Annotated in this window: 30 protein-coding genes; 20 read left to right on the top strand and 10 right to left on the bottom strand. The window is 60.6% G+C overall.

Going from position 1 to position 20,322, the window contains the following annotated elements; genetic code table 11:
- Positions 1 to 109 precede the first annotated feature (109 nt).
- The 7 genes from SB822_RS03470 to SB822_RS03440 are packed head-to-tail and all read left to right on the top strand — an operon-like array spanning position 110 to position 4,109.
- The gene (locus SB822_RS03470; protein WP_410854106.1) at positions 110 to 292 is read left to right on the top strand and encodes a hypothetical protein; all 183 of its coding nucleotides are present in this window, start codon (positions 110 to 112) and stop codon (positions 290 to 292) included.
- Complete coding sequence (locus tag SB822_RS03465; protein ID WP_410854105.1) at positions 279 to 761, top strand: glycoside hydrolase family 108 protein; 483 nt, start codon at positions 279 to 281, stop codon at positions 759 to 761. The genes SB822_RS03470 and SB822_RS03465 overlap by 14 nt, the downstream gene beginning before the upstream one ends.
- Positions 762 to 1,343 (top strand): hypothetical protein, encoded by a 582-nt coding sequence (locus SB822_RS03460; RefSeq protein ID WP_410854104.1) that lies wholly within the window; start codon positions 762 to 764, stop codon positions 1,341 to 1,343. It abuts the gene before it with no gap.
- A 55-nt stretch (positions 1,344 to 1,398) separates the two neighbouring features.
- Positions 1,399 to 2,214: a hypothetical protein gene (locus SB822_RS03455; protein WP_410854103.1), complete on the top strand. Its 816-nt coding sequence runs from the start codon at positions 1,399 to 1,401 to the stop codon at positions 2,212 to 2,214.
- Between the two features lies 1 nt (position 2,215).
- Entirely contained in the window at positions 2,216 to 2,527 is a 312-nt protein-coding gene (locus SB822_RS03450) for a hypothetical protein (RefSeq protein ID WP_410854102.1), read from the top strand.
- Positions 2,524 to 3,723: a hypothetical protein gene (locus tag SB822_RS03445; RefSeq protein ID WP_410854101.1), complete on the top strand. Its 1,200-nt coding sequence runs from the start codon at positions 2,524 to 2,526 to the stop codon at positions 3,721 to 3,723. Before SB822_RS03450 ends, SB822_RS03445 begins: the two co-directional genes overlap by 4 nt.
- Positions 3,724 to 3,731: 8 nt before the next feature.
- Complete coding sequence (locus tag SB822_RS03440; protein ID WP_410854100.1) at positions 3,732 to 4,109, top strand: XkdW family protein; 378 nt, start codon at positions 3,732 to 3,734, stop codon at positions 4,107 to 4,109.
- Here the strand turns inward: SB822_RS03440 and SB822_RS03435 are convergent, their stop codons facing one another.
- Both SB822_RS03435 and SB822_RS03430 read right to left on the bottom strand, forming a co-directional pair.
- Positions 4,110 to 4,946: a phytanoyl-CoA dioxygenase family protein gene (locus SB822_RS03435; protein WP_410854099.1), complete on the bottom strand. Its 837-nt coding sequence runs from the start codon at positions 4,944 to 4,946 to the stop codon at positions 4,110 to 4,112.
- Between the two features lie 28 nt (positions 4,947 to 4,974).
- A complete protein-coding gene (locus SB822_RS03430; protein ID WP_410854098.1) occupies positions 4,975 to 5,202 on the bottom strand; it encodes a hypothetical protein in 228 nt (75 codons plus the stop codon).
- Positions 5,203 to 5,357: 155 nt separating this feature from the next.
- On the opposite strand from SB822_RS03430, the gene SB822_RS03425 reads away from it, so the two are divergent.
- The gene (locus SB822_RS03425; protein ID WP_410854097.1) at positions 5,358 to 5,738 is read left to right on the top strand and encodes a hypothetical protein; all 381 of its coding nucleotides are present in this window, start codon (positions 5,358 to 5,360) and stop codon (positions 5,736 to 5,738) included.
- A gap of 294 nt (positions 5,739 to 6,032) precedes the next feature.
- On the opposite strand, the gene SB822_RS03420 is transcribed toward SB822_RS03425, so the two are convergent.
- Together SB822_RS03420 and SB822_RS03415 are read right to left on the bottom strand one after the other, a co-directional pair.
- Complete coding sequence (locus tag SB822_RS03420; protein ID WP_410854096.1) at positions 6,033 to 6,185, bottom strand: hypothetical protein; 153 nt, start codon at positions 6,183 to 6,185, stop codon at positions 6,033 to 6,035.
- 349 nt (positions 6,186 to 6,534) lie between these two features.
- Positions 6,535 to 6,702, bottom strand: a complete 168-nt coding sequence (locus SB822_RS03415) for a hypothetical protein (RefSeq protein ID WP_410854095.1) — start codon at positions 6,700 to 6,702, stop codon at positions 6,535 to 6,537.
- A 49-nt stretch (positions 6,703 to 6,751) separates the two neighbouring features.
- On the opposite strand from SB822_RS03415, the gene SB822_RS03410 reads away from it, so the two are divergent.
- Together SB822_RS03410 and SB822_RS03405 are read left to right on the top strand one after the other, a co-directional pair.
- Positions 6,752 to 7,276, top strand: coding sequence for a helix-turn-helix domain-containing protein (locus tag SB822_RS03410; protein ID WP_410854094.1), 525 nt, complete (start codon positions 6,752 to 6,754; stop codon positions 7,274 to 7,276).
- A 22-nt stretch (positions 7,277 to 7,298) separates the two neighbouring features.
- Positions 7,299 to 7,541 carry a hypothetical protein gene (locus SB822_RS03405; RefSeq protein ID WP_410854093.1) on the top strand — a complete coding sequence of 81 codons (243 nt, stop codon included), beginning with the start codon at positions 7,299 to 7,301 and terminating at the stop codon, positions 7,539 to 7,541.
- Between the two features lie 124 nt (positions 7,542 to 7,665).
- On the opposite strand, the gene SB822_RS03400 is transcribed toward SB822_RS03405, so the two are convergent.
- Genes SB822_RS03400 through SB822_RS03390 form a run of 3 tightly spaced genes read right to left on the bottom strand, consistent with a single transcriptional unit; the run spans position 7,666 to position 8,427 of the window.
- Positions 7,666 to 7,938 (bottom strand): pyocin activator PrtN family protein, encoded by a 273-nt coding sequence (locus tag SB822_RS03400; RefSeq protein WP_410854092.1) that lies wholly within the window; start codon positions 7,936 to 7,938, stop codon positions 7,666 to 7,668.
- A gap of 4 nt (positions 7,939 to 7,942) precedes the next feature.
- Complete coding sequence (locus SB822_RS03395; RefSeq protein WP_410854091.1) at positions 7,943 to 8,188, bottom strand: DUF4224 domain-containing protein; 246 nt, start codon at positions 8,186 to 8,188, stop codon at positions 7,943 to 7,945.
- Positions 8,185 to 8,427 (bottom strand): excisionase, encoded by a 243-nt coding sequence (locus tag SB822_RS03390; protein ID WP_410854090.1) that lies wholly within the window; start codon positions 8,425 to 8,427, stop codon positions 8,185 to 8,187. The genes SB822_RS03395 and SB822_RS03390 overlap by 4 nt, the downstream gene beginning before the upstream one ends.
- Positions 8,428 to 8,467: 40 nt before the next feature.
- On the opposite strand from SB822_RS03390, the gene SB822_RS03385 reads away from it, so the two are divergent.
- The 7 genes from SB822_RS03385 to ftsB all read left to right on the top strand — a co-directional run bounded on the left by SB822_RS03385 (position 8,468) and on the right by ftsB (position 15,157).
- Positions 8,468 to 9,223: a hypothetical protein gene (locus SB822_RS03385; RefSeq protein WP_410854089.1), complete on the top strand. Its 756-nt coding sequence runs from the start codon at positions 8,468 to 8,470 to the stop codon at positions 9,221 to 9,223.
- 131 nt (positions 9,224 to 9,354) lie between these two features.
- Complete coding sequence (locus SB822_RS03380) at positions 9,355 to 9,540, top strand: hypothetical protein (RefSeq protein ID WP_410854155.1); 186 nt, start codon at positions 9,355 to 9,357, stop codon at positions 9,538 to 9,540.
- A 49-nt stretch (positions 9,541 to 9,589) separates the two neighbouring features.
- Positions 9,590 to 10,384 (top strand): alpha/beta fold hydrolase, encoded by a 795-nt coding sequence (locus SB822_RS03375; RefSeq protein WP_090835867.1) that lies wholly within the window; start codon positions 9,590 to 9,592, stop codon positions 10,382 to 10,384.
- Positions 10,385 to 10,635: 251 nt separating this feature from the next.
- Entirely contained in the window at positions 10,636 to 12,297 is a 1,662-nt protein-coding gene (locus SB822_RS03370) for a CTP synthase (protein WP_079484974.1), read from the top strand.
- Positions 12,294 to 13,148, top strand: coding sequence for a 3-deoxy-8-phosphooctulonate synthase (gene kdsA, locus SB822_RS03365; RefSeq protein WP_035990648.1), 855 nt, complete (start codon positions 12,294 to 12,296; stop codon positions 13,146 to 13,148). The genes SB822_RS03370 and kdsA overlap by 4 nt, the downstream gene beginning before the upstream one ends.
- Before the next feature lie 139 nt (positions 13,149 to 13,287).
- On the top strand, positions 13,288 to 14,571 hold the full coding sequence (gene eno / locus SB822_RS03360; RefSeq protein ID WP_007580385.1) for a phosphopyruvate hydratase: 1,284 nt from the start codon (positions 13,288 to 13,290) through the stop codon (positions 14,569 to 14,571).
- A 157-nt stretch (positions 14,572 to 14,728) separates the two neighbouring features.
- Positions 14,729 to 15,157, top strand: coding sequence for a cell division protein FtsB (gene ftsB / locus SB822_RS03355; RefSeq protein WP_007580387.1), 429 nt, complete (start codon positions 14,729 to 14,731; stop codon positions 15,155 to 15,157).
- 127 nt (positions 15,158 to 15,284) lie between these two features.
- Here ftsB and SB822_RS03350 read toward each other — a convergent pair whose 3' ends face one another.
- From SB822_RS03350 to SB822_RS03340, 3 genes are all read right to left on the bottom strand, one after another.
- Positions 15,285 to 15,662, bottom strand: coding sequence for a hypothetical protein (locus tag SB822_RS03350; RefSeq protein ID WP_007737526.1), 378 nt, complete (start codon positions 15,660 to 15,662; stop codon positions 15,285 to 15,287).
- 124 nt (positions 15,663 to 15,786) lie between these two features.
- Positions 15,787 to 16,737: an Hsp33 family molecular chaperone HslO gene (gene hslO, locus SB822_RS03345; RefSeq protein ID WP_090835866.1), complete on the bottom strand. Its 951-nt coding sequence runs from the start codon at positions 16,735 to 16,737 to the stop codon at positions 15,787 to 15,789.
- Positions 16,738 to 16,799: 62 nt separating this feature from the next.
- Positions 16,800 to 17,324 (bottom strand): gamma carbonic anhydrase family protein, encoded by a 525-nt coding sequence (locus SB822_RS03340; RefSeq protein WP_007580393.1) that lies wholly within the window; start codon positions 17,322 to 17,324, stop codon positions 16,800 to 16,802.
- A 205-nt stretch (positions 17,325 to 17,529) separates the two neighbouring features.
- Here SB822_RS03340 and SB822_RS03335 point away from each other — a divergent pair, with 205 nt between their 5' ends.
- The 3 genes from SB822_RS03335 to SB822_RS03325 all read left to right on the top strand — a co-directional run bounded on the left by SB822_RS03335 (position 17,530) and on the right by SB822_RS03325 (position 20,279).
- Entirely contained in the window at positions 17,530 to 18,384 is an 855-nt protein-coding gene (locus SB822_RS03335; protein ID WP_007737523.1) for a ferritin-like domain-containing protein, read from the top strand.
- Between the two features lie 80 nt (positions 18,385 to 18,464).
- The gene (locus SB822_RS03330; RefSeq protein ID WP_410854088.1) at positions 18,465 to 19,361 is read left to right on the top strand and encodes an alpha/beta fold hydrolase; all 897 of its coding nucleotides are present in this window, start codon (positions 18,465 to 18,467) and stop codon (positions 19,359 to 19,361) included.
- 87 nt (positions 19,362 to 19,448) lie between these two features.
- Positions 19,449 to 20,279, top strand: coding sequence for a 3',5'-nucleoside bisphosphate phosphatase (locus SB822_RS03325; RefSeq protein ID WP_007580399.1), 831 nt, complete (start codon positions 19,449 to 19,451; stop codon positions 20,277 to 20,279).
- Positions 20,280 to 20,322 lie beyond the last annotated feature (43 nt).

Here is a 20,322-nt window from a genome sequence, read left to right as displayed (position 1 = left end):
AAGATGAACAATCTGTTCGTACATGAGCAGACCCCAAATGACTTTGGGGATTGTATCCGAATCAGACCAGGCCGCCATCGAGCGGCTTTTTTTATTCCGGGGAACTGAAATGAACGATCTCGTAGCGAGTGCCGCGAAAGTAGCACCGCCTGTGGGCGCCAACTACTGGCTCTGGTTCACAAGCCACGACATCAACTGGTATGTCGCCGCCGCAACGATCGTCTACATCGGACTGCAGGCATACGTGCTTGTCCGCGACAAGATCATCCGGAGGGAACGTGAGCAGCTTTGACGATGCTTTTGATGCCTTGATCGGCAACGAGGGCGGCTATTCGAATAACCCGAAAGATCCTGGTGGCGAGACGATGTGGGGCGTCACTGCGCGCGTTGCTCGGGCGTATGGGTATGCCGGCCCGATGAAGGACCTTCCTCGAGATACCGCGAAGGAAATCGCGAAGAAGCTCTACTGGGATCCGCTTTCTCTCGACGCATTTGACCTGCGCGTCGCGTTCCAGATCTTCGACGCGAACTACAACGGCGGCCATCCCGTGATCTGGATGCAGGGCGCCGCGGGTGCGAAGGTCGACGGTCTGATCGGACCCAACACGATCGCAGCGGTGCAGGCCACCGACCCATTGCGGTTCATGCTTCGCTGGAACTCGCTACGCCTGAAGTACTTCACATCTCTGAAAACGTGGCTCGACTTCGGCAAAGGCTGGGCGGACCGCGTCGCGAACAATCTCTGGAAAGGAGCCGCGTAAATGCCGCTGATTCCTATCGCCATGGCGCTGGCTCAATTCGCGCCGATGATTGCCGGATGGCTTGGCGGCTCGAAGGCTGAAGACGTTGCAGGCAAGGTCGTTGGCATCGCGAAGGCGGTCACAGGTCAGTCCGCACCTGATGCGGCGCTCGCCGCGATTCAGGCCGATCCGAATCTTTCGATGCAATTTCAGAAAGCTGTGCTGGATCAGCAGGCGCATCTGGCAGAGGTGGCGGCTGATCTTCAAAAGGCTGAGATTGCTGCTGATGTTTCGAACACAGCAGTCGTGAATCAGACGATGCAGGTCGAAGCGAAATCGGACCACTGGCCAACCTACAGCTGGCGACCATTCATCGGTTTCTGTTTCGGTCTTCTCGGTATCTCAGCAGGCCTGACCGTGACGATTGCATACGTCGGGGTGATGTTTCTTCATGTCGATGCGTCGGTGCTGACTTACTTGCCTGGGATGCTCGGCGCAGAAGCGGCAGTGATGACCACCATGGCGGCGCCTCTCGGCATTGCCAGCTATTTCCGCGGACGTATGCAGGCGGACCCTCGCGTGCCGACCGACAACCGCGGTTAAACGAATCCAGTCCAGCACAAGCCACCTTCGGGTGGCTTTTTTATTGGGTGATCACATGCCGATCCCGAGCAGCATCAACGACCTCGATGTAAATCCGAACAACAACTCGCCGCAGGGCTCAGAGACGGTCGGTCCGAACGCTAACGGCTATCTTCAGGCGCTTGGCGCATTCATCAAGCAGATTGCGACTGGAGTCGGATTAGCACCGACCTCAGACGTCAACATGGGCGGCAAGAAGCTCACCAACCTCGGTGCCGGCTCGACGACGAGCACGAGCACGGACGCGATCACCGGAGCGCAGGCACGCGCTCTCGCATACAAGGTCGGTGAGCAACGCATGTGGCATGGCGCGGTGGCGAATATCGCTTCTGTCTGGGGTGCCGGGTGGCAGCTTGCCGATGGCACGAATGGCACTTCTGACTGCCGCGATCGCTTCATCGTTGGCGCTGGTAACCTCTATGCGCCCGGAGCGACTGGCGGTAACAGCACGAATACGCTGGCGATCGCAAATTTGCCGGCGCACAACCACGGAATCAACGATCCGGGTCATGCGCATTCGATCTCCGACCCGGGCCACGGACACGGGGTCAACGATCCTGGTCACTCTCACCGACCGCAAGATTTGAATGCCTTCCTTACGAATGGGACGGTCGTGAACCTCGTCGGTGGGACTGGTCAATCTTACGACCTGAAATCATTTACCTCGACGTCAGCGACCGGCATCAGCATCCAAGGTGCAGCGTCCAACATTGGCATCAACGGCGCCGTAACGGGAATTTCGACGCAAAACACCGGTAGTGGGGCGGCCATCGAAAACAAACCGCCGTACTACGCGTCTTGCATTCTCGAATACACCGGAATCGGAGCCTGACATGTGGCAATTCGTTCAGGGTTCCACGTTTCAGGTCGTCGGACAGTTCCAACTTGAAGGTGCGCCCGTCGACATGACTAACTGGTCTGTGACCGCGCAGATTCACGATGCTACAGGCGTCACGCTCATCTCCACCCTTACGCCTACCTGGATCGATCAGACGACCGGGACGCTACAGCTCTCAGCTGGCGACACGAGTAATTGGCCGGTCGGCAAAGCACGCATCGACGCTGCGGCGCGTGACCCCAGCGCCAACCAGTACGTGAGCCTCGCGGATTTCTTCCGCATCATCGACACCCCGCTACCGGTATGAACAACTTCTCGTTAGTCATCCAGGCCGATGAATCGTCCGCGCTTGAGCTTCAACTCGGACGGTTCATTCCCACGGCTGCGCCACAGATCGCGGCTCTTACCGGCCCGCAAAACGCAAATCTGGTTCTGTCGGGGCCAGCATCAGGCGCCGCTGTGCCGCCGTCGTATCGGCAACTCGTAACGGCTGATCTTGCGGGCGTCACGCTTCCTGTCGCTAATGGAGGCACCGGGCACGCATCCGCAGGAGCGGCCGCAGCGAACGCGATCGGTGCTCTGGCCATGGCGTCGAATCTGTCGGACGTATCCAACGCGGCGACCGCGCGGAGCAACATCTCTGCGGCGAAAAGTGGTGCGAACAGTGACATCACTTCCCTTTCAGGGCTGACAGCCGCGCTGTCCATCAGCCAGGGCGGGACAGGCCAAGCAACACAGGCGGCCGCGCTCTCTGCGCTCCTTGGTGCTTCTCTTATTCCGGTGATAAACGGTGGCACGAATGCATCGACGGCCGCCGGCGCGCGCACCAGCCTTGGAGCTGCTGCGAGCGGCGCGAACAGCGATATCACGTCGCTGTCAGGTCTGACAACGGCGTTGAGCGTCGGGCAAGGCGGAACTGGTGGAGCGACGGCTGCTGCGGCGCGCTCGGCGCTTGGTGCTGCCGCTACCGGTACTGATCTATCGCAATTCGCAGCCACTACTTCGGCGCAGTTGGCGGGCGTCATCAGTGACGAAACCGGAACTGGCAAGTTGGTATTCGGAACAGCTCCGACGTTGAACCAACCGAACATTGTCGGCAATACGACCGGTGCCGCAGCGGCTGTTGGCAGTGTAGGGGAGCTACTGACTGCCAACGCTAGCGGCACTTCAGTGCCGAACGCGTCTTCATTCAATGCGGTTAGTTTGACGCTCACCCCGGGCGTCTGGGATGTTTCCGGCGCTATTCAGTATCTGCCAGTGTCAGTGACGAGTTTCAATTCAATCATTGCCGGAATTAGCACGGTTTCGGGGACACTCGGAGCAGTGGGCTCTAACTATGTGATACAGGGCGCCTTAAGCAGTCCGGGAGCCAATCATGCTCCGACACCAACGCTTCGTGTTTCGGTGGCCGCGAACACGCCTGTCTATCTTGTCGGCACGTTGGCTTTCACTGGTGGAAGTTGTACGGCCAACTCGACGATCCGCGCAGCTCGTGTCATTTGAGGAAAACGATGAATATCCCGCAAATCATTCAGTACCTGTATCCGGACGCTTTGTTTCTGACGAACTGGCAAGTCGGTCAAGACGATGACGGCAACCAGTTCATCAGCTTCTGGGACTATGGTGACGTGCCGCAACCGACGATGGAGCAGCTTCAGGCGGCGGCTCCAGCTGCGGAAGCGGCGGCACATCTTGGCGAATATAAACAGCAAGCTCTGGCGGCTTTCCCGGCATCGGACATCACCGTTCTCCGATGCGTCGAGCACGGCATCGCGATTCCTGCCGATTGGGTTTCCTATCGTGCGGCGCTGAGAGCGATCATCAGTGCGCCGGTCGGCACGGTAGTGACCGCGCTTCCGGTCAAACCACCGTATCCGTCGGGCAGTTGATCAACTGATCGCGCGCTTCACCTGCCTCAGAACGCCGCGCAACGTCCGCGGCAGTTCGCCAGGCACTTCCTGTGCGGGACGGTCAATCCAGTAGGCGGGGCCTTCCTGCTTGGGGCGGCTCTTTCGGCTGTCGTCGCGCGTGAAGTAGTGGAACACCAGCGACTTGCGCGTCCGGTTAGCGTCATTGATCGGCCCGCCACCGTGAAGCAGATGCGCGTGCCATATAAAGACGTCGCCTTTGCGCGCGGCAAACGACGTCTTTTCGAGGCCGCGTTGAGCGACTTGCTCATCCATGTACGCATGCCACTGATTCATCTCTTCCGGGATGAAGTGATAGCTGCCGTCGCTGAATTTCCATTGCGGTATCAGGTGGCTGCCCGGGAAGTATTCAAGCGGCCCAGCGTCAGCATGAACGTCCTCGAGCGCGACCCACGATGCAAGCAAATGACCGGGAGTTTTGGGTGTCATATAGATTGCGTCGACATGCGGCGGCTGTGCGCTGCCTTTCTCGAAGTAGAGGCTATTGCACAGCGCCACGGGTGCGCCCATGCATGCGTTGAGCACGCCAGCGAGCCGTTCTTCGATCGCGAGTTCACGCACGTCGTCCATCGTCAGATACAGGTCGTTCACCTTCATGCGACCGTTGCGCACCTGCTCGGCGGTGAGCGACGAGAGGCGCGTCCGCGCGCCGGTCTCTAGCATGTCGACGACGATGTGCTTTGGCTGCGCCTCGATCGTCCGGTTAATCGACGATACGACCGCGTCGATGTGATCTTTGGCGAAGAACCCCGGAAGGACCAGAAAGCCGTCTCGTTGGAATTGTGATGCGTAATCCATGTCTTCCTCGTGTGCGAGAGCGCGAAGTCTAACCCAAACGCCGTGCGGCGGATTTGATGTCGCCCGCGACGTCGCACGCCAGCCACAACGCTAACTCGAAGTGCTGAATCGGTAGATCCGCCGATCTGCTGGCGTGCATCAGCGATACCATGAGGGCTTCCAGTTGAGTCGCCTTGGTGTTAATTGTGTCAACCGCGGTGCCAACCGTCTTCAACGCTTCGTGCGCAGCGTCGACCGCGTCCTTGTTCCGTTCCATTGCTGCCAGCTCTCCGCCTCGTCGTGATCGATGGCATCATTTTGATACCAGATATGATGCCGTAATGAAATGAAAAGACGGGGTAAACAATGTCAAATCAATGCTTAAAGCGGTGGCAGTAGCGCACCCTATTTTCGGCACTTAGAATTCGGCGCATGCCGACACCCGACCTCACCGTTAAAACTTCTCTGCGCCTGCCAAAGAATCTGCACGCTGAAATAGAGCAGGCAGCGGACGCGGCGGGCATCTCCGTCAATGCGGAGATGCTTCTGCGCCTGGCGAAGAATCCGCATATCGACTCTGCGGCAGAGGTTCTGCGCGAAATCAGGCAGATGGAGACTTATGCGGTTGAGGCTATGAGCCGTCAGATGAAGGCGCTATGGAGCGGCCTCGACCGCGCTGGAATGGCACTTGGTCATGTGCTCGAAGCAATGGCGCAGGTTCCCCCGGATGGCACTGCAGCGTCGCTCAAAAGAGAAGTGGAGTTTGCGCGGGAACTGATAGACGCGCTCAGCGCGCATCGTAACGACAAGTGAAGGACAGGCATTGGCGCCAGAAAAAGAGCCGGACGCCACAGCGTCCGGCCGGCAAGGGTTCTGGCACATCCGAGGGCCTACACCAGAACCTGAGAGACGGGCATTATGACCACCAAAGGGGACATTTTCAATCCTGGGCTGGGCCGCCGTTTCTGTCATCCGATCCATCTGGCGCGACGGGTATCTCTGACCGCTGGATTCCGAGCCTCGATCTCTCCGTCTCCATAATCATCCGCAACTTCTCCAGCGCGACCAGTTGCGCGCTCGTCTCCTCTTTCCAGCACCGTTCCACAACTACGCGGTAAGCCCAATCTCGATGAAGACGCGCCGCATCCGCTCGATCTCAAGCATGAGGCGACGTATGGCCGGATCGTCGTGCTTGCGCCAGAGTCGACGCAACTCGGCTGTCGTGGGCGTTTCGAAGTCGGAGAAGGATCTGCGCGGCATGGTCAATGCTGTATTTTTATACAGTATATTCGGAACCAAGCATCAAGTCGTGCCGACATGGGATGTTAGATCCAGTTGCGCCCAATCCAACCGTTCAAGCGGTTGTCAGGTTAAACATGCCGAGGCAAGGTAATATTTCACCTTGGCAACAATAATGCGGTCAAACATACCTGAACGGGGCGTAGATCCGTGAATGAGTAAACGAGATAAACAGAAAAGACTGAAAAAACCCTCACACGCCGCAAACACTCCGGGGGCGCCCGCCGTGGTCAAGGGGCCGCCTTGGAATTGGCACTGTTTTAAGGACCATCGAGGGGACGACGTAATCGACGAATGGCACAACACGCTTTCAGCTGGCGCGCGAGGCCGCTTTTCCCGATCGCGTGACCAATTGAAACATCAGCCCAAGCAAAATTGGAGCAAACCCCTTCCCGCGAGCAATGTTGGCGATCACATATATGTGATACGATTCAGCGACGAAAATAGGATGCAACATCGCGTGTTCGGTCATTTCCATGATCAAAAAGCAGCGTTCGTGATGACCTTAACGGGCTTTGAGAAGGACGATGTCTACTACCCAAACAATTATCAAACCGAAGGTTCGAGCCGAAAGTCAGTATGTGACAATGACTTCGCCAGTCGTGCCCGCCTATGCTTTGGTTCTACTGGAAACGAAGCCGGAACCGACCCCGCACAGAAATACCCCGAAACAGGCGCTTCAGGAACGTCCGGAATGGACAGACCGCGAATTTCGGGAGGCGTACGCGGACGCCTCCATTGAGGAGGGGCTCGCTTGGCAGATACGAGCGAATAGAGAGGGTCGTCATATGACCCAGAAGGAATTGGGTGAGGCGATCGGTACGACTCAAACGGGAATCCATCGTTTTGAAGACCCAGAGTACGGCAAGCATTCACTTGATACCTTGGTGAAACTTGCTCACGCATTCGACTGTGCATTATCGGTGCGTTTCGTTCCGTATTCCCAACTCGCTATTGAAAGCGAAGACCTTAGTCCAGAGGCACTTTATGCAACGCCCTACGAAGTTGAAGCCGAGCTCTTCGGCATCTCGCAATACGCTGTCGGGGAATGATCACCAGGTTCAGCAGATGCCGATGATGTATTTCGATGCCATGACTCAATTGGGGATTGGCACGTTCGTCTCAAGAATTACGTTTGGGTTGCAAGATGGATCGGCGACGCAGGTCAACCCATCGGTCACCGTTGTTATGCCTACCTCGTCACTACATTTGCTGGCGCGCGAGATCGTGAAGGCCCTCGACAACCCGGAGCATCGTAAGCGTATGAGAGCGGCCTTCGATCAGTATGATGCGGACTTCCCGCCGTTAGAAGCGTGACGCCTATCGTAGACCGCCTTCGGGCGGTTTTCCGTTTCTACGCCCTCAGTGGGCGGCTGCCGCACCAAACATGCGACAGACTCAAGCCGGCTTTCGCCGGTGGCGGCCATAGTGTATGGGCCAGTCAGGGTAGTCGTCCTGCTTTGAACTGCTCCCATTCATTCTTCCCAGCTTGGAGTTGCTCGTCGAGATATATGGCGAGATCAACCAAGTGCACGCCCCTCATCGCCTTTTGTGACTTTTCCATTCGCATGATCGGCAATGGAATTTCGCCGGCCGCGCACTTCCGGAGCAGTTTGTCGACCTGCAGGGTCGGGAAGTAGTCGCGACAGACTTCTTCGATCGGGATGACCACTCTCGCGTCGTACTGGGCCATGAGAAAAAATACAGTCTTCATCAAATCAGTCCTCGGATTGCTCGCGTAGGGCCTTTGGCACCCACTTCTTCTTCGGTGGTTCAGCAGTAGTGGGCCTACCTTCGATTGCAGTACGCGGGATGATCGGCCGACCGCGAGCATTCACCCAAAATGGGATTCCCACGGAACGCAACCATTCGGCTTGCAGCTCCTCGCGTCTCTTCCCGCGGCGCCCCGTCAGGATGCCTGTCAGTTCGCCAACTTCTTCTTCAGTAAGAAACGTCTCGCTCATCGAATGTCGCCTCCTAGGCGTCGGGCCATTTCTCCATCCGTATCTGCATATACCGCGTTCGGCTCGACAAAATATCGACGCCCGATCTTGATTGGCGCCGGCACGATCCAGCCGTACTGACGCCAGTTGTAAAGTGTGTTGCGATGCGGAGCATAGTCACCGAATACCAGCTTCGCCCACGCGTCGAGCGGAATCAGTTTCGGAGTCAGATCTTGCGGTAGAGATTTTGGTGTTCGCATGCAAAGACTCGGTGGGTGGGCGTCCTACCGGAGGGCTACTATGAAAAATCGAGAAGACATCGATCGCGAAACACTATACGACGAAGTCTGGCGTATGCCGATGTTCGAAGTAGGGGCGAAGTATGGATTGTCGAGGCAAACTATCAAATGGGCGTGTCAGGAACTGAACGTCCCACTTCCGCCACCAGCGTACTGGTCTCACCTACGAAGAGGGCTGGCGGTCGTGAGCGCACCACCTCTGCCGGCTCGATCCCAGCGGCAACAGATCAGCGCGCGGGAGTTGCGTAAGCGTGAGCCAAAGAAGCGGGCGCGTAGTGCTTCGCTCGAAAAGAAGAAGCAGGAAGAGCGGCGACGCCTTTGGGACGAACAGGTCGACTATGAAGAGTTCGTCTTCGAAGCCGAGAGTTGGAACCGTGCCGAATCTATGCGACGTTATCTAGCCGAACTCGATCGACGCCTGGCAAGCGACGGCAGGGCGATCGAAGGATACGCCGAGTGGCGGGGCCGTGCCGAGCGATGGGTAGCGGATTTGTGTCCAGCTAGCTTGCGTGTGGAGATGCCTGAATCCCCACCGCTTAGACCAGCTTTTGCGAAAGCCATCCGTGTGACGAGCGCGGAATACGTCACCGTCGCACTCGCGTCGACCATGACGGGTCTCAGCGCCAAAGCAATCCGGCGCAAGATCGAGGAAGGAAAATGGATTGAGGGCAAGGAATTTCGCCGCACATCGGATGGAGCAGTGCTGATCTCGATACAGGGGTTTGTGAAATGGGTCGAGGGGAGCCAACACCAATAAGCATTGTGCCCATATTGTGTCCACAAGCCTTCGAACACAGCATAAACCCGCTGAAAACCGTGACAATCTCAGTGCTGACCGGCGCGAGACTGTTCGTTAAAAATCAAATAGTTAGCGCACTCTAGAGCTTCTTGCGTACGATAGGCTATCGCAACCGGTTTCATCATCCGTACGCGGGCGTCTACGAACGGTATCGGGCGCGTGGCATCGAGCTTTCGCGCAGCGACGAAGACGGCGCCGCGCGCATCGAGGCAGGTGCGACGCTGTCGCTGGAGCGTTATCGGCAGACGCATCGCCGGTACTGGATGGACCCGTAACAAAGGGCCCGGCGCGATCGAGAACAAATCAGAACGGAGACCATAGCGCTTGAAGAACATCATCCATTTCTCGCATGCAAACGGATTTCCGGCGTCCACGTATCGGACGTTCTTCGCCGAACTCTCTGACGACTACGACATGCGTTTCATCGAGCGGATCGGCCATGACGCGCGCTATCCCGTGACGCGCGACTGGCCGCATCTGGTCGAGGAGTTGCTGGATGACATCGGGCGTGCTTACGAGAACCCTGTCTGGCTCGTCGGGCATTCGCTCGGCGGTTATCTTTCACTGATGGCGGCGCTGAGGAAGCCGCAATGGGTGCGCGGCGTGGTGATGCTCGATTCGCCCGTCATCGCGGGCTGGCGCAGCAACATGCTGCGCGTGTCGCAATGGACGGGGCTGGACGAGCGGCTGTCGCCCGCGGCGGCGACGCGCACTCGGCGAACGCGCTGGGGCAGCCGCGACGAGGCGTGGCGCCACTTCCATTCGAAGCCCGCGTTCGCGCGCTGGGACGAGCGGGTTCTGTCCGACTACGTCGATTTCGGCATTCCGCAAGCGGGCGCCGACGGCACGCGGGAACTCGCTTTCGACCGGCAGACCGAGTACCGGATCTACAAGACTTTGCCGCATACGTTCGGCGGCCGGCTGGCGCGCGGCGCGCCCGTGCCCGTCGGCTTCGTCGCCGGGACGCGGTCGCGGGAGGTGCGGCAGGCGGGACTGCACGCGACCCGGCGCATCGCGGGCGAGCATTTCGAGTGGATGGAAGGAAGCCACCTGTATCCAATGGAGCGGCCCATCGAAACGGCACGCGCCGTGCAGAGAATACTGCGCGGGCTCGAATGATTTTCGCCCGCGACGGCATCCGCGTTCGCGGATAAATGAAACGCCGGGCTGCGCTGCGACATAAACCCGCAACAAACCCGCGGCGCACTCAAGGCACGAAACGCGCGAACCGAAATCCATCGGGCATTCACGCGAAAAGCGACCCCGTGGATGCTCAAAAAGAATGCTCGATCGTCGCGAACGAGCCGCCCCAGGTATGGGCTGGATGCACACGTTCGGGTATAATCCGTTTTTCCCGCGAGCATCCAGCGATGACCAAATATGTTTTCGTCACCGGCGGCGTAGTTTCTTCCCTCGGCAAGGGTATTGCCGCCGCTTCCCTCGCCGCGATCCTCGAATCGCGCGGTCTGAAAGTCACCCTCCTCAAGCTAGACCCCTACATCAACGTCGACCCCGGCACGATGAGCCCGTTTCAACACGGCGAAGTGTTCGTGACGGAAGACGGCGCGGAGACCGACCTCGACCTTGGCCACTATGAGCGCTTCATCAGCACGAAGATGCGCAAGGCCAACAACTTCACCACGGGCCAGATTTACGAATCGGTGATCCGCAAGGAACGCCGCGGCGATTATCTAGGCAAGACGGTGCAGGTTATTCCGCACATCACGAACGAAATCCAGGCATTCGTCGAACGCGGCGCGGCATCCGCGACGTGCGGCGAGCCGGACGTCGCCATCGTCGAAGTGGGTGGCACGGTCGGTGACATCGAATCGCTGCCGTTCCTCGAGGCCGCGCGTCAGATGAGCCTGCGCATGGGCCGTAACAGCGCGTGCTTCGTGCACCTGACGCTGGTGCCGTTCATCGCCACCGCGGGCGAACTGAAGACCAAGCCGACGCAGCACAGCGTGCAGAAGCTGCGCGAAATCGGTATCTATCCGAACGTGCTGCTGTGCCGCGCCGACCGCCGTATTCCCGACGACGAGCGCGCGAAGATCTCGATGTTCTCGAACGTGCCGGAAGACGCCGTGATCTCGGTGTGGGACGTCGACAGCATCTACAAGATTCCGCAGATGCTGCACGACCAGGGCCTCGACGAACTGATCTGCGACGAGCTGAAGCTGACGGCCAAGCCGGCGGATCTGTCGATGTGGTCGGGCCTCGTCGAGAAGCTCGAACACCCGAAGAGCGAAGTCACGGTCGGCATGGTCGGCAAGTACGTCGAACTGACGGAGTCGTACAAGTCGCTGATCGAAGCGCTGCGCCATGCGTCGATCCACACGTCGACCAAGGTCAACATCGAATACATCGACTCCGAAGAGGTGGAAGAAAGCGGCGTCGACAGCCTCAAGCATCTGGATGCCGTGCTGGTGCCAGGCGGTTTCGGCCGTCGCGGCACGGAAGGCAAGATGAAGGCGATCCGCTATGCACGCGAAGCGAAGGTGCCGTATCTCGGTATCTGCCTCGGCATGCAGCTGGCCGTGATCGAATTCGCGCGCGACGTGGTCGGCCTCAAGGATGCGAACAGCACGGAATTCGACCCGGAAACGCCGAATCGCGTGGTCGCGTTGATTACCGAGTGGTACGACCGCGACGGTAAGGTTGAGAAGCGTACGGAAGAATCCGATCTGGGCGGCACGATGCGCCTCGGTTCGCAGCGTTGCCCGATCAAGCCGGGCACGATGGCCGAAGAGATTTACGGCAAGGATGTGAACGAGCGTCACCGTCACCGTTATGAAGTCAATAACCGCTTCGTGCCCCAGCTCGAAGCGGGCGGCCTTATCATCAGCGCCCGTACTCCGAGCGAAGATCTGCCGGAAATGATGGAGCTGCCGCGCTCGATGCACCCGTGGTTCGTCGGCGTTCAGTTCCACCCCGAATTCACGTCGACGCCGCGCGACGGACACCCGCTCTTCAAGGCATTCGTCGAAGCGGCGCGCGCCCATCGCGAAGCGAGCGTCGAGGAGAAAGTATGAAACTGGGCGATTTCGAAATCGGCCTCGACAAGCCGTTTTTCCTGATCGCTGGCACCTGCGTCGTCGAATCTGAACAGATGACGATCGACACGGCCGGCAAGCTGAAGGAAATCTGCGCGAAGCTGAAGATTCCGTTCATCTACAAGTCTTCTTACGACAAGGCCAATCGCAGCAGCGGCAAGTCGTTTCGTGGCTTGGGAATGGATGAGGGTTTGCGCATTCTGTCCGAAGTGAAGCGTCAACTCGGCTTGCCCGTTCTGACGGACGTGCACAGCGAACACGAGATCGAGCAGGTGGCATCCGTGGTCGACGTGCTGCAGACGCCTGCGTTCCTGTGCCGCCAGACGGACTTCATCCACGCGTGCGCGCGTTCGGGCAAGCCCGTCAACATCAAGAAAGGCCAGTTCCTCGCGCCGCACGACATGAAGAACGTGATCGACAAGGCGCGTGATGCTGCGCGTGAAGCGGGTCTGTCGGAAGACCGCTTCATGGCGTGCGAGCGCGGCGTGTCGTTTGGCTATAACAACCTCGTGTCCGACATGCGCTCGCTCGCGATCATGCGTGAAACAGGCGCCCCCGTCGTGTTCGACGCGACCCACTCGGTGCAGTTGCCGGGCGGGCAGGGCACGAGTTCGGGCGGCCAGCGCGAGTTCGTCCCGGTGCTGGCGCGTGCCGCCGTCGCGACGGGCATCGCGGGTCTGTTCATGGAAACCCATCCGAATCCGGCTGAAGCGAAGTCGGACGGTCCCAATGCCGTGCCATTGCATCGCATGGCCGATCTGCTCGAAACGCTGTTGACCCTCGATCAGGCCGTGAAGCGCACGCCGTTCCTCGAGAACGATTTCAACTGATGCAGCCACGCGCGCTTCGCCGCTGTCCGGCGACGCGCGCGTGCTCCAACCCGATGGTCGTCGAACGCGTCCGGACGCGTGCTGTCGAAGTGAGCCGGACGTCTCACCTTAAGAATTCATCGTCATTTCAGAGGAAACCATGAGTGCTATCGTAGATATCATCGGTCGCGAGATTCTCGATTCGCGAGGCAACCCCACCGTCGAATGCGACGTGCTGCTCGAATCGGGCACGATGGGCCGCGCGGCTGTGCCGTCGGGCGCATCGACGGGTTCGCGTGAAGCGATCGAACTGCGTGACGGCGAAACCGGCCGCTACGGCGGCAAGGGTGTGCTGAAGGCTGTCGAGCACATCAACACCGAAATCTCCGAAGCGATCATGGGCCTCGACGCTTCCGAGCAGGCCTTCCTCGACAAGACGCTGCTCGAACTGGACGGCACCGACAACAAGTCGCGCCTCGGTGCGAACGCGATGCTAGCCGTGTCGATGGCTGTCGCGAAGGCTGCTGCTGAAGAAGCCGGCCTGCCGCTGTACCGCTACTTCGGCGGCTCGGGCGCGATGCAACTGCCCGTGCCGATGATGAACATCGTCAACGGCGGCGCGCACGCGAACAACAGCCTGGACATCCAGGAATTCATGATCGTCCCCGTCAGCCAGCCGACCTTCCGCGAAGCACTGCGCTGCGGCGCTGAAGTGTTCCACGCGCTGAAGAAGATCCTGTCGGACCGCGGCATGAGCACGGCCGTGGGTGACGAAGGCGGCTTCGCGCCGAACTTCGGCAGCAACGACGAGTGCCTGTCGACCATCCTGCAAGCTATTGAGAAGGCTGGCTATCGCGCCGGTGAAGACGTGCTGCTCGCGCTCGACTGTGCAGCCAGCGAGTTCTACCACGACGGCAAGTACCAGCTGGCGGGCGAAGGCCTGCAACTGTCTTCGTCGGAATTCGCCGATTACCTCGGCGCGCTCGCGGACAAATTCCCGATCGTCTCGATCGAAGACGGCATGCACGAAAGCGACTGGGAAGGCTGGAAGATCCTGACCGACAAGCTCGGCAAGAAGATCCAGCTGGTCGGCGACGACCTGTTCGTGACGAACACGCGCATCCTGAAGGAAGGCATCGACAAGGGCATCGCGAATTCGATCCTGATCAAGATCAACCAGATCGGCACGCTGACGGAAACCTTCGCAGCGATCGAAATGGCCAAGCGCGCGGGCTACACGGCTGTGATCTCGCACCGCTCGGGCGAAACGGAAGATTCGACGATCGCCGACATCGCTGTCGGTCTCAACGCGGGTCAGATCAAGACGGGCTCGCTGTCGCGCTCGGACCGTATTTCGAAGTACAACCAGCTGCTGCGTATCGAGGAAGATCTCGGCGATATCGCCAGCTACCCGGGCAAGTCGGCGTTCTACAACCTGCGTTGAACGCCGTCGAATGAGCCGGATTGGCGCGAGTAAGTGACGCTTGATGTCAACAAACCCGTCTCAATAACCGTTAAACCGGTTATGCTTCGCTACTGATTCACCCTACCGCCCTGCGTAAAGCGCAGGGCGGCGCACATTCAACCCTGCAATTCACTTCATGCGGCTCGTCACCGTCGTTCTGCTCGTCCTGCTGGTGCTGATCCAATACCCTCTGTGGTGGGGCCATGGCGGCTGGCTGCGCGTTCACGAACTGCAACAGGAACTGGCGCAGCAGTTGAAAAAGAACGCGGACGCGAAGGAGCGCAACGAGCGCATCCAGGGCGAGGTGCAGGATCTGCAGAACGGCACGGCCGCCGTCGAAGAGCGCGCCCGCTACGAAATGGGCATGGTCAAGGACAGCGAGGTGTTCGTGCAGTTCGTGTCGCCGAATGCGCCATCGTCGGCGTTGAACGTGCCGCAGTCGAGTACGTCGACGCGCGGACAGATCACGGGCGCGCCGCTGCGCGTGGTGCCGAATCCGGAATCGCGCGCGAAGCCGGATCGCAAGCACGCGAAAAAGGATCCGAAGGAGAAGAAGCCGGGTTGATGCTGGTGCGGTGTAAAGCCGGTGCGGCAGGATCATGAAAAAAGGCGCGGTTCGCAATGAACCGCGCCTTTTTGTTTGGCGGGACGAACCGCGGGCGGGAGTTCCGGCATTCAGACCGATGTGCCGCTCACCAGCCCCAACCCGGCGCATAACCGTAGCCGATGCCCGTGCCCCAGCCGTGTCCCCATCCGCCGCTGTAGTAGCTGCCATACACGGAGACGGGCGGCGCGGCGTAGCGCGAATACGCCTGCGCGGCGGCGTCGGCGGCCATGGCCTGGTTCTGCTCGGCCATCACCTGCTTGTCGATTGCATCGTAGCGGGCGCGTTCTTCCGGTGTGAGCGGTTGCGCAGTCGCGGCGATGCCCGACTGGTCCGCAGGCAGGCGGCTATAGATCGGCGACGGGCCGGGCGGGTCCAGCATGCAGCCCGACAGCGCCATCGCGCCCGCAACGAGCGCAAGCGCCGCTATCCGGTGTACGGGTTGGAACAGCGAAGGGGCATTCATTTCGACCTCCATCGGTCGGATACCTAAGCAAATCGATGGCCGGAAAGCACGCGGCCGCCAGTATCCGATGATACCGCGCCGTCGCCCGCCCGTAGCGGGGCGGAGCGACGCGGATAGTCCAGCTTTAGTGCCGCTGCTCGGCAGCGGGCGCCACTCCCTGTGAGAGCCCGCTCGCGACAAAAAGTTGCGCCACGTCGACAGGGTCGAATTCATAGCGCTGGTTGCAGTATTCGCAGTGAATCTCGACGTGGCCACGCTCTTCGATCACGCTGTCCACTTCCTCGCGGCCCAGCATTTTCAGCATGTTGCCCACGCGCGCACGCGAGCACGTGCACTCGAAGCGGGTTCGCGTCGGCTCGAAATGCTGGACGTTCTCCTGCCAGAACAGGCGCCGGAACAGCGTGTTCGGGTCTTCCGCCAGCATTTCGTCCTGCGACAGCGTGCCGCCGAGCGTACACAGCCGGTCCCACGTATCGGCGTCGATGTCGCCCGGATGCGGGACGATGCCGCCGTCGCCGGGCAGCTTCTGCAGCAGCATGCCGACCGCACGCTCGTTGTTCGCGGCAAGCCACATGCGCGTGTCGAGCTGCTCCGAATGATGCATGTAGTGCTCGAGCACTTGCGCCATCGACGTGAGCGGCCCGTTTTCGTCCGACAGCGGCACGATGCCCTGATAAGGTTGCTGGCCGGGAACCTTGTTCTTCGGATCGAGCGTGATCACGCAACGGCCGTGACCGCCCGGATTGACGAGATCGACGAGTGACAGGTCGTCGGCGATCGTGTGCGCGGTGTCGCCGGAGAACTTGGCGGTCGCGCGCATCGACAGGTCCGAATTGCACTGCACGACGAGCATCTTCACGGGGCCGTCGCCGAAGATCTGCATGATCAGCGTGCCATCGAACTTCAGATTCGCCGACAGCAGCGCGCACGCGGCCATCATCTCGCCGAGCATGGTCCGCACGGGCGCCGGATAGCTTCTGCGCGTCAGGACTTCCTGCCACGTGTTGCTCAGCGAAACGATCTCGCCGCGAACGGGCGCCGCGCTGAACATGAATTTCTGCAACTGGTCACTCACAACTTTTCCTCGGTCGAACCGCGCGGTGGGAAGGCCACGCGTGGCGCGCCGTGCGGTCGGCCCTAGCCGATGCGCACGAGTTGCGCCTTGAAATAATCCCTGCGCTCCACGTAGATGTCCGCAGCGCGCTTCAGGCCTTTGATATCTGCTTCAGTCAGTTCCCGGACAACCTTTGCGGGTGATCCGAGAATCAGGGAATTGTCAGGAAAAACCTTGCCCTCGGTAACGACGGCGCCTGCGCCAACCAGACAATTGCGGCCGATTACCGCTCCATTCAAGACGACGGCCTGAATCCCGATCAACGCGCCTTCCTTGACCGTGCAGCCGTGCAGCATCGCCTGATGGCCAACCGTCACGCCCGCTTCGAGCGTCAGTGGGAAACCCGGGTCGGCGTGCAGGACGGCGCCTTCCTGTATGTTAGTGCCCTTGCCGACGGTGATCGGCTCGTTGTCGCCGCGAATCGACGCGCCGAACCAGATGCTCGCGTTTTCTTCGACGGTCACCTTGCCGATGATGGTCGCCGTGTCCGCGACGAACACGCTTTCGTGGATGGTCGGGGCGGCGTCGCCAAGCTTGTAGATTGCCACAGTGTCTCCTCTGGTCTCATGCAAGACGGTTGCTGTCGTCGGGATGGCGACGAGGCGATTTGCGCGAAATGGCGGCATCCCGCGCGGCATGGTCGAATCGCGTATTGTAAACGGTTGTGCCATTGGTCCGTGCGAAGCATGCGCGCGGGCAACGCCGTGTCAGAATCGCTCGTTTTTGTCCTTTTTTGCTGGTTCCCGTTTCGCGATGCATGCCCCCGAGTCGATCCGTCCCCATCCGATGATTTGCGCCCGTTCCGAAGCGCTCGCTGTGCTGGCAGAGCGTGTTCCCGCGGCCAAAGCCGCTGCGGCGCAGGCGCTTTACGCGCGCGTACAGGCAGGCGAGGCGGTCGTTTCGCCGGGGCGTGTGCTGGACGAGCCGACGGATCTGCCGGGGCGCCCCGCGCAGCCCGAACTGGTCGAGCCGCGCAAACTCGGGCGACGCAGCATGCAGTCGCCGGAAGGGCGCGCGGTGTTGCTGCACGCGCTCGCACACATCGAGTTCAACGCAATCAACCTCGCGCTCGACGCCGTGTGGCGTTTCGGCGGCATGCCCGACGCGTTTTACGTCGATTGGCTAAAGGTCGCGTCGGAAGAGGCGCATCACTTTTCGCTGCTGTCGGCGCGTTTGGCCGAATTCGGCCATGCATACGGCGACTTTCCGGCGCACGACGGTTTGTGGGACATGTGCGAGCGCACGCGCGGCGACGTGCTCGCGCGCATGGCGCTGGTGCCGCGCACGCTCGAGGCGCGCGGGCTCGACGCCTCGCCGCCGATCCGCGCGCGCCTGCAACAAGCAGGCGATCACGCGTCGGCGGCGATTCTGGACGTGATCCTGCGCGACGAAATCGGACATGTGCTGATCGGCAACCGCTGGTTCCGGCATCTGTGCGACGAGGCGGGCATCGACGCACATCAAACCTACTTGCGTCTTTCCGACGAGTATCACGCGCCGAAACTGCGCGGTCCGTTCAATTTCGAAGCGCGCCGCGACGCTGGTTTCGAAGAGGAAGAACTCGCCGCGCTGGCGGGTCTCGACGCCCAGCAGCGCCCGGCCGACTGAGCCTGTTTCAGGCTCGGACCAAGCGGCGGCACGGCGATCCCGATATAATAGAACGACCATTCTTTTTCTGCGCTCGCATCATGAACCGTCCGCTCAAACCTTCCGTATCCGAATTCGTGACCGTGCGCGGCGTGCGCCTGCACGTGCGTCGCTGGGGCAATCCCGATGCGCCGACGCTTTTTATGCTGCACGGCTGGATGGACGTCGCCGCGTCGTTCCAGTTCGTCGTCGACGTGCTCGCGAACGACTGGCAGGTGATCGCGCCCGATGCGCGCGGCTTCGGCCTGTCCGACTGGCCCGTCGCGAACCAGAACGGCGGTCATTACTGGTTCCACGAATATCTGGCCGACCTCGACGCGCTGCTCGACCACTACGCGCCAACGGGCGAAGTAAACCTCGTCGGGCACAGCATGGGCGCGAACGTCGTGTGCCTGTATGCCGGCGCAAGGCCCGAGCGCGTGCGCCGCGTAGTCGATCTGGAGGGATTCGGGCTCCCGCCGTCGAAGCCCGCGCAGTTGCCGCGCCGGATCGCGTCGTGGCTCGACGAACTGCGCGAGCCGCCGACGCTGCGCCGCTACGCGACGCTCGACGACGTCGCTGCGCGTCTCATCAAGACCAACGAACGCCTGGACCCGCAGCGCGCGCGCTTTCTCGCGCAGCACTGGTCGAAGCCGGACGGCGAGGGCGGCTACATGCTGCTCGCCGATCCCGCGCACAAGATTCGCGGGCCACTGCTGTACCGGCTCGACGAAGTGATGGCCGTCTGGGCGAACGTGCGCGCCAAGGTGCTGCACGTGGAAGCCGCTGTATCGCCGACCCTCGCGGTGCTGGCGGGCAACATTCCGCTCGACGAATTCAAGGCGCGTTTCCAGGCGTTTCCCGACTGGCGCGAAGCCATCATCGACGATGCGGGCCACATGGTTCACCACGACCAGCCGGAGCAGGTCGCGGCGCTGATCGAAGCGTTTTGCGTGTAGTGCGCGTTCTACATTTGTCTCGACGAATCCTCTGCGTGTGCTTACTGCGTTGCAGTAAAATGGTCGGATCACGCTATCCATAAAACGATGAACGCCGATCTGCATTGCCATTCCACCGTTTCCGACGGCGCTTTCGCGCCCGCCGATGTCGCGCGCCGCGCGCATGCCGGCGGCGTGACGCTGTGGGCGCTCACCGATCACGACGAAATCAGCGGTCAGGTCGAAGCGCGCGAAACGGCCGAAGCACTCGGCATGCAGTATTTGAGCGGCGTCGAAATTTCGGTGACATGGGCGTCGCGCACCATTCACGTGGTCGGCCTGCATGTCGATCCTGCCTGCAAGGATCTCGTCGAAGGGCTCGAGCGCACGCGCAATGGCCGCGCCGCGCGGGCGGAAGCGATCGGCGAGCAGCTGGCCACGCTCGGCATTCCCGACGCGTACGCAGGCGCACTGAAGTTCGTGTCGAATCCCGACATGATTTCGCGCACGCACTTCGCGCGCTTCATGGTCGAGAGCGGCTACGCGGAAAACACGCAGGACGTGTTCAACCGCTTTCTCGGCGACGGCAAGCCGGGCTACGTGGCGCATCGCTGGTCGAAGCTCGCCGACGCCGTCAACTGGATCCGGGTGTCGGGCGGTGAAGCGGTGATCGCGCATCCGGGCCGCTATGCCTACACGCAGACCGAGTTCGACGCGCTGTTCGCGGAATTCATCGATCTTGGCGGCAAGGCAATCGAAGTCGTGACGGGTAGCCACACGCCCGATCAGTATCGCGAGTATGCGGACGTCGCGCGCCGCTTCGGCTTTGAGGCATCGCGCGGGTCCGACTTTCATGCGGCGGGCGAAGGCCGCGTCGATCTCGGCAGTTTGCCGCCGCTGCCGTCCGATCTGAAGCCAGTCTGGGAACGTTGGCTGTAAGCTCTGGATTCGCGTGCTGCGCGGTCACGCGCGCTGCATGAGC

It is taken from the genome of Paraburkholderia sp. SIMBA_054 (assembly GCF_046534875.1).
Classification (GTDB): Bacteria; Pseudomonadota; Gammaproteobacteria; order Burkholderiales; family Burkholderiaceae; genus Paraburkholderia; species Paraburkholderia hospita.
Note: the sequence above shows the minus strand (reverse complement) of the source record. Positions and strands in the feature narration are given on the sequence as shown.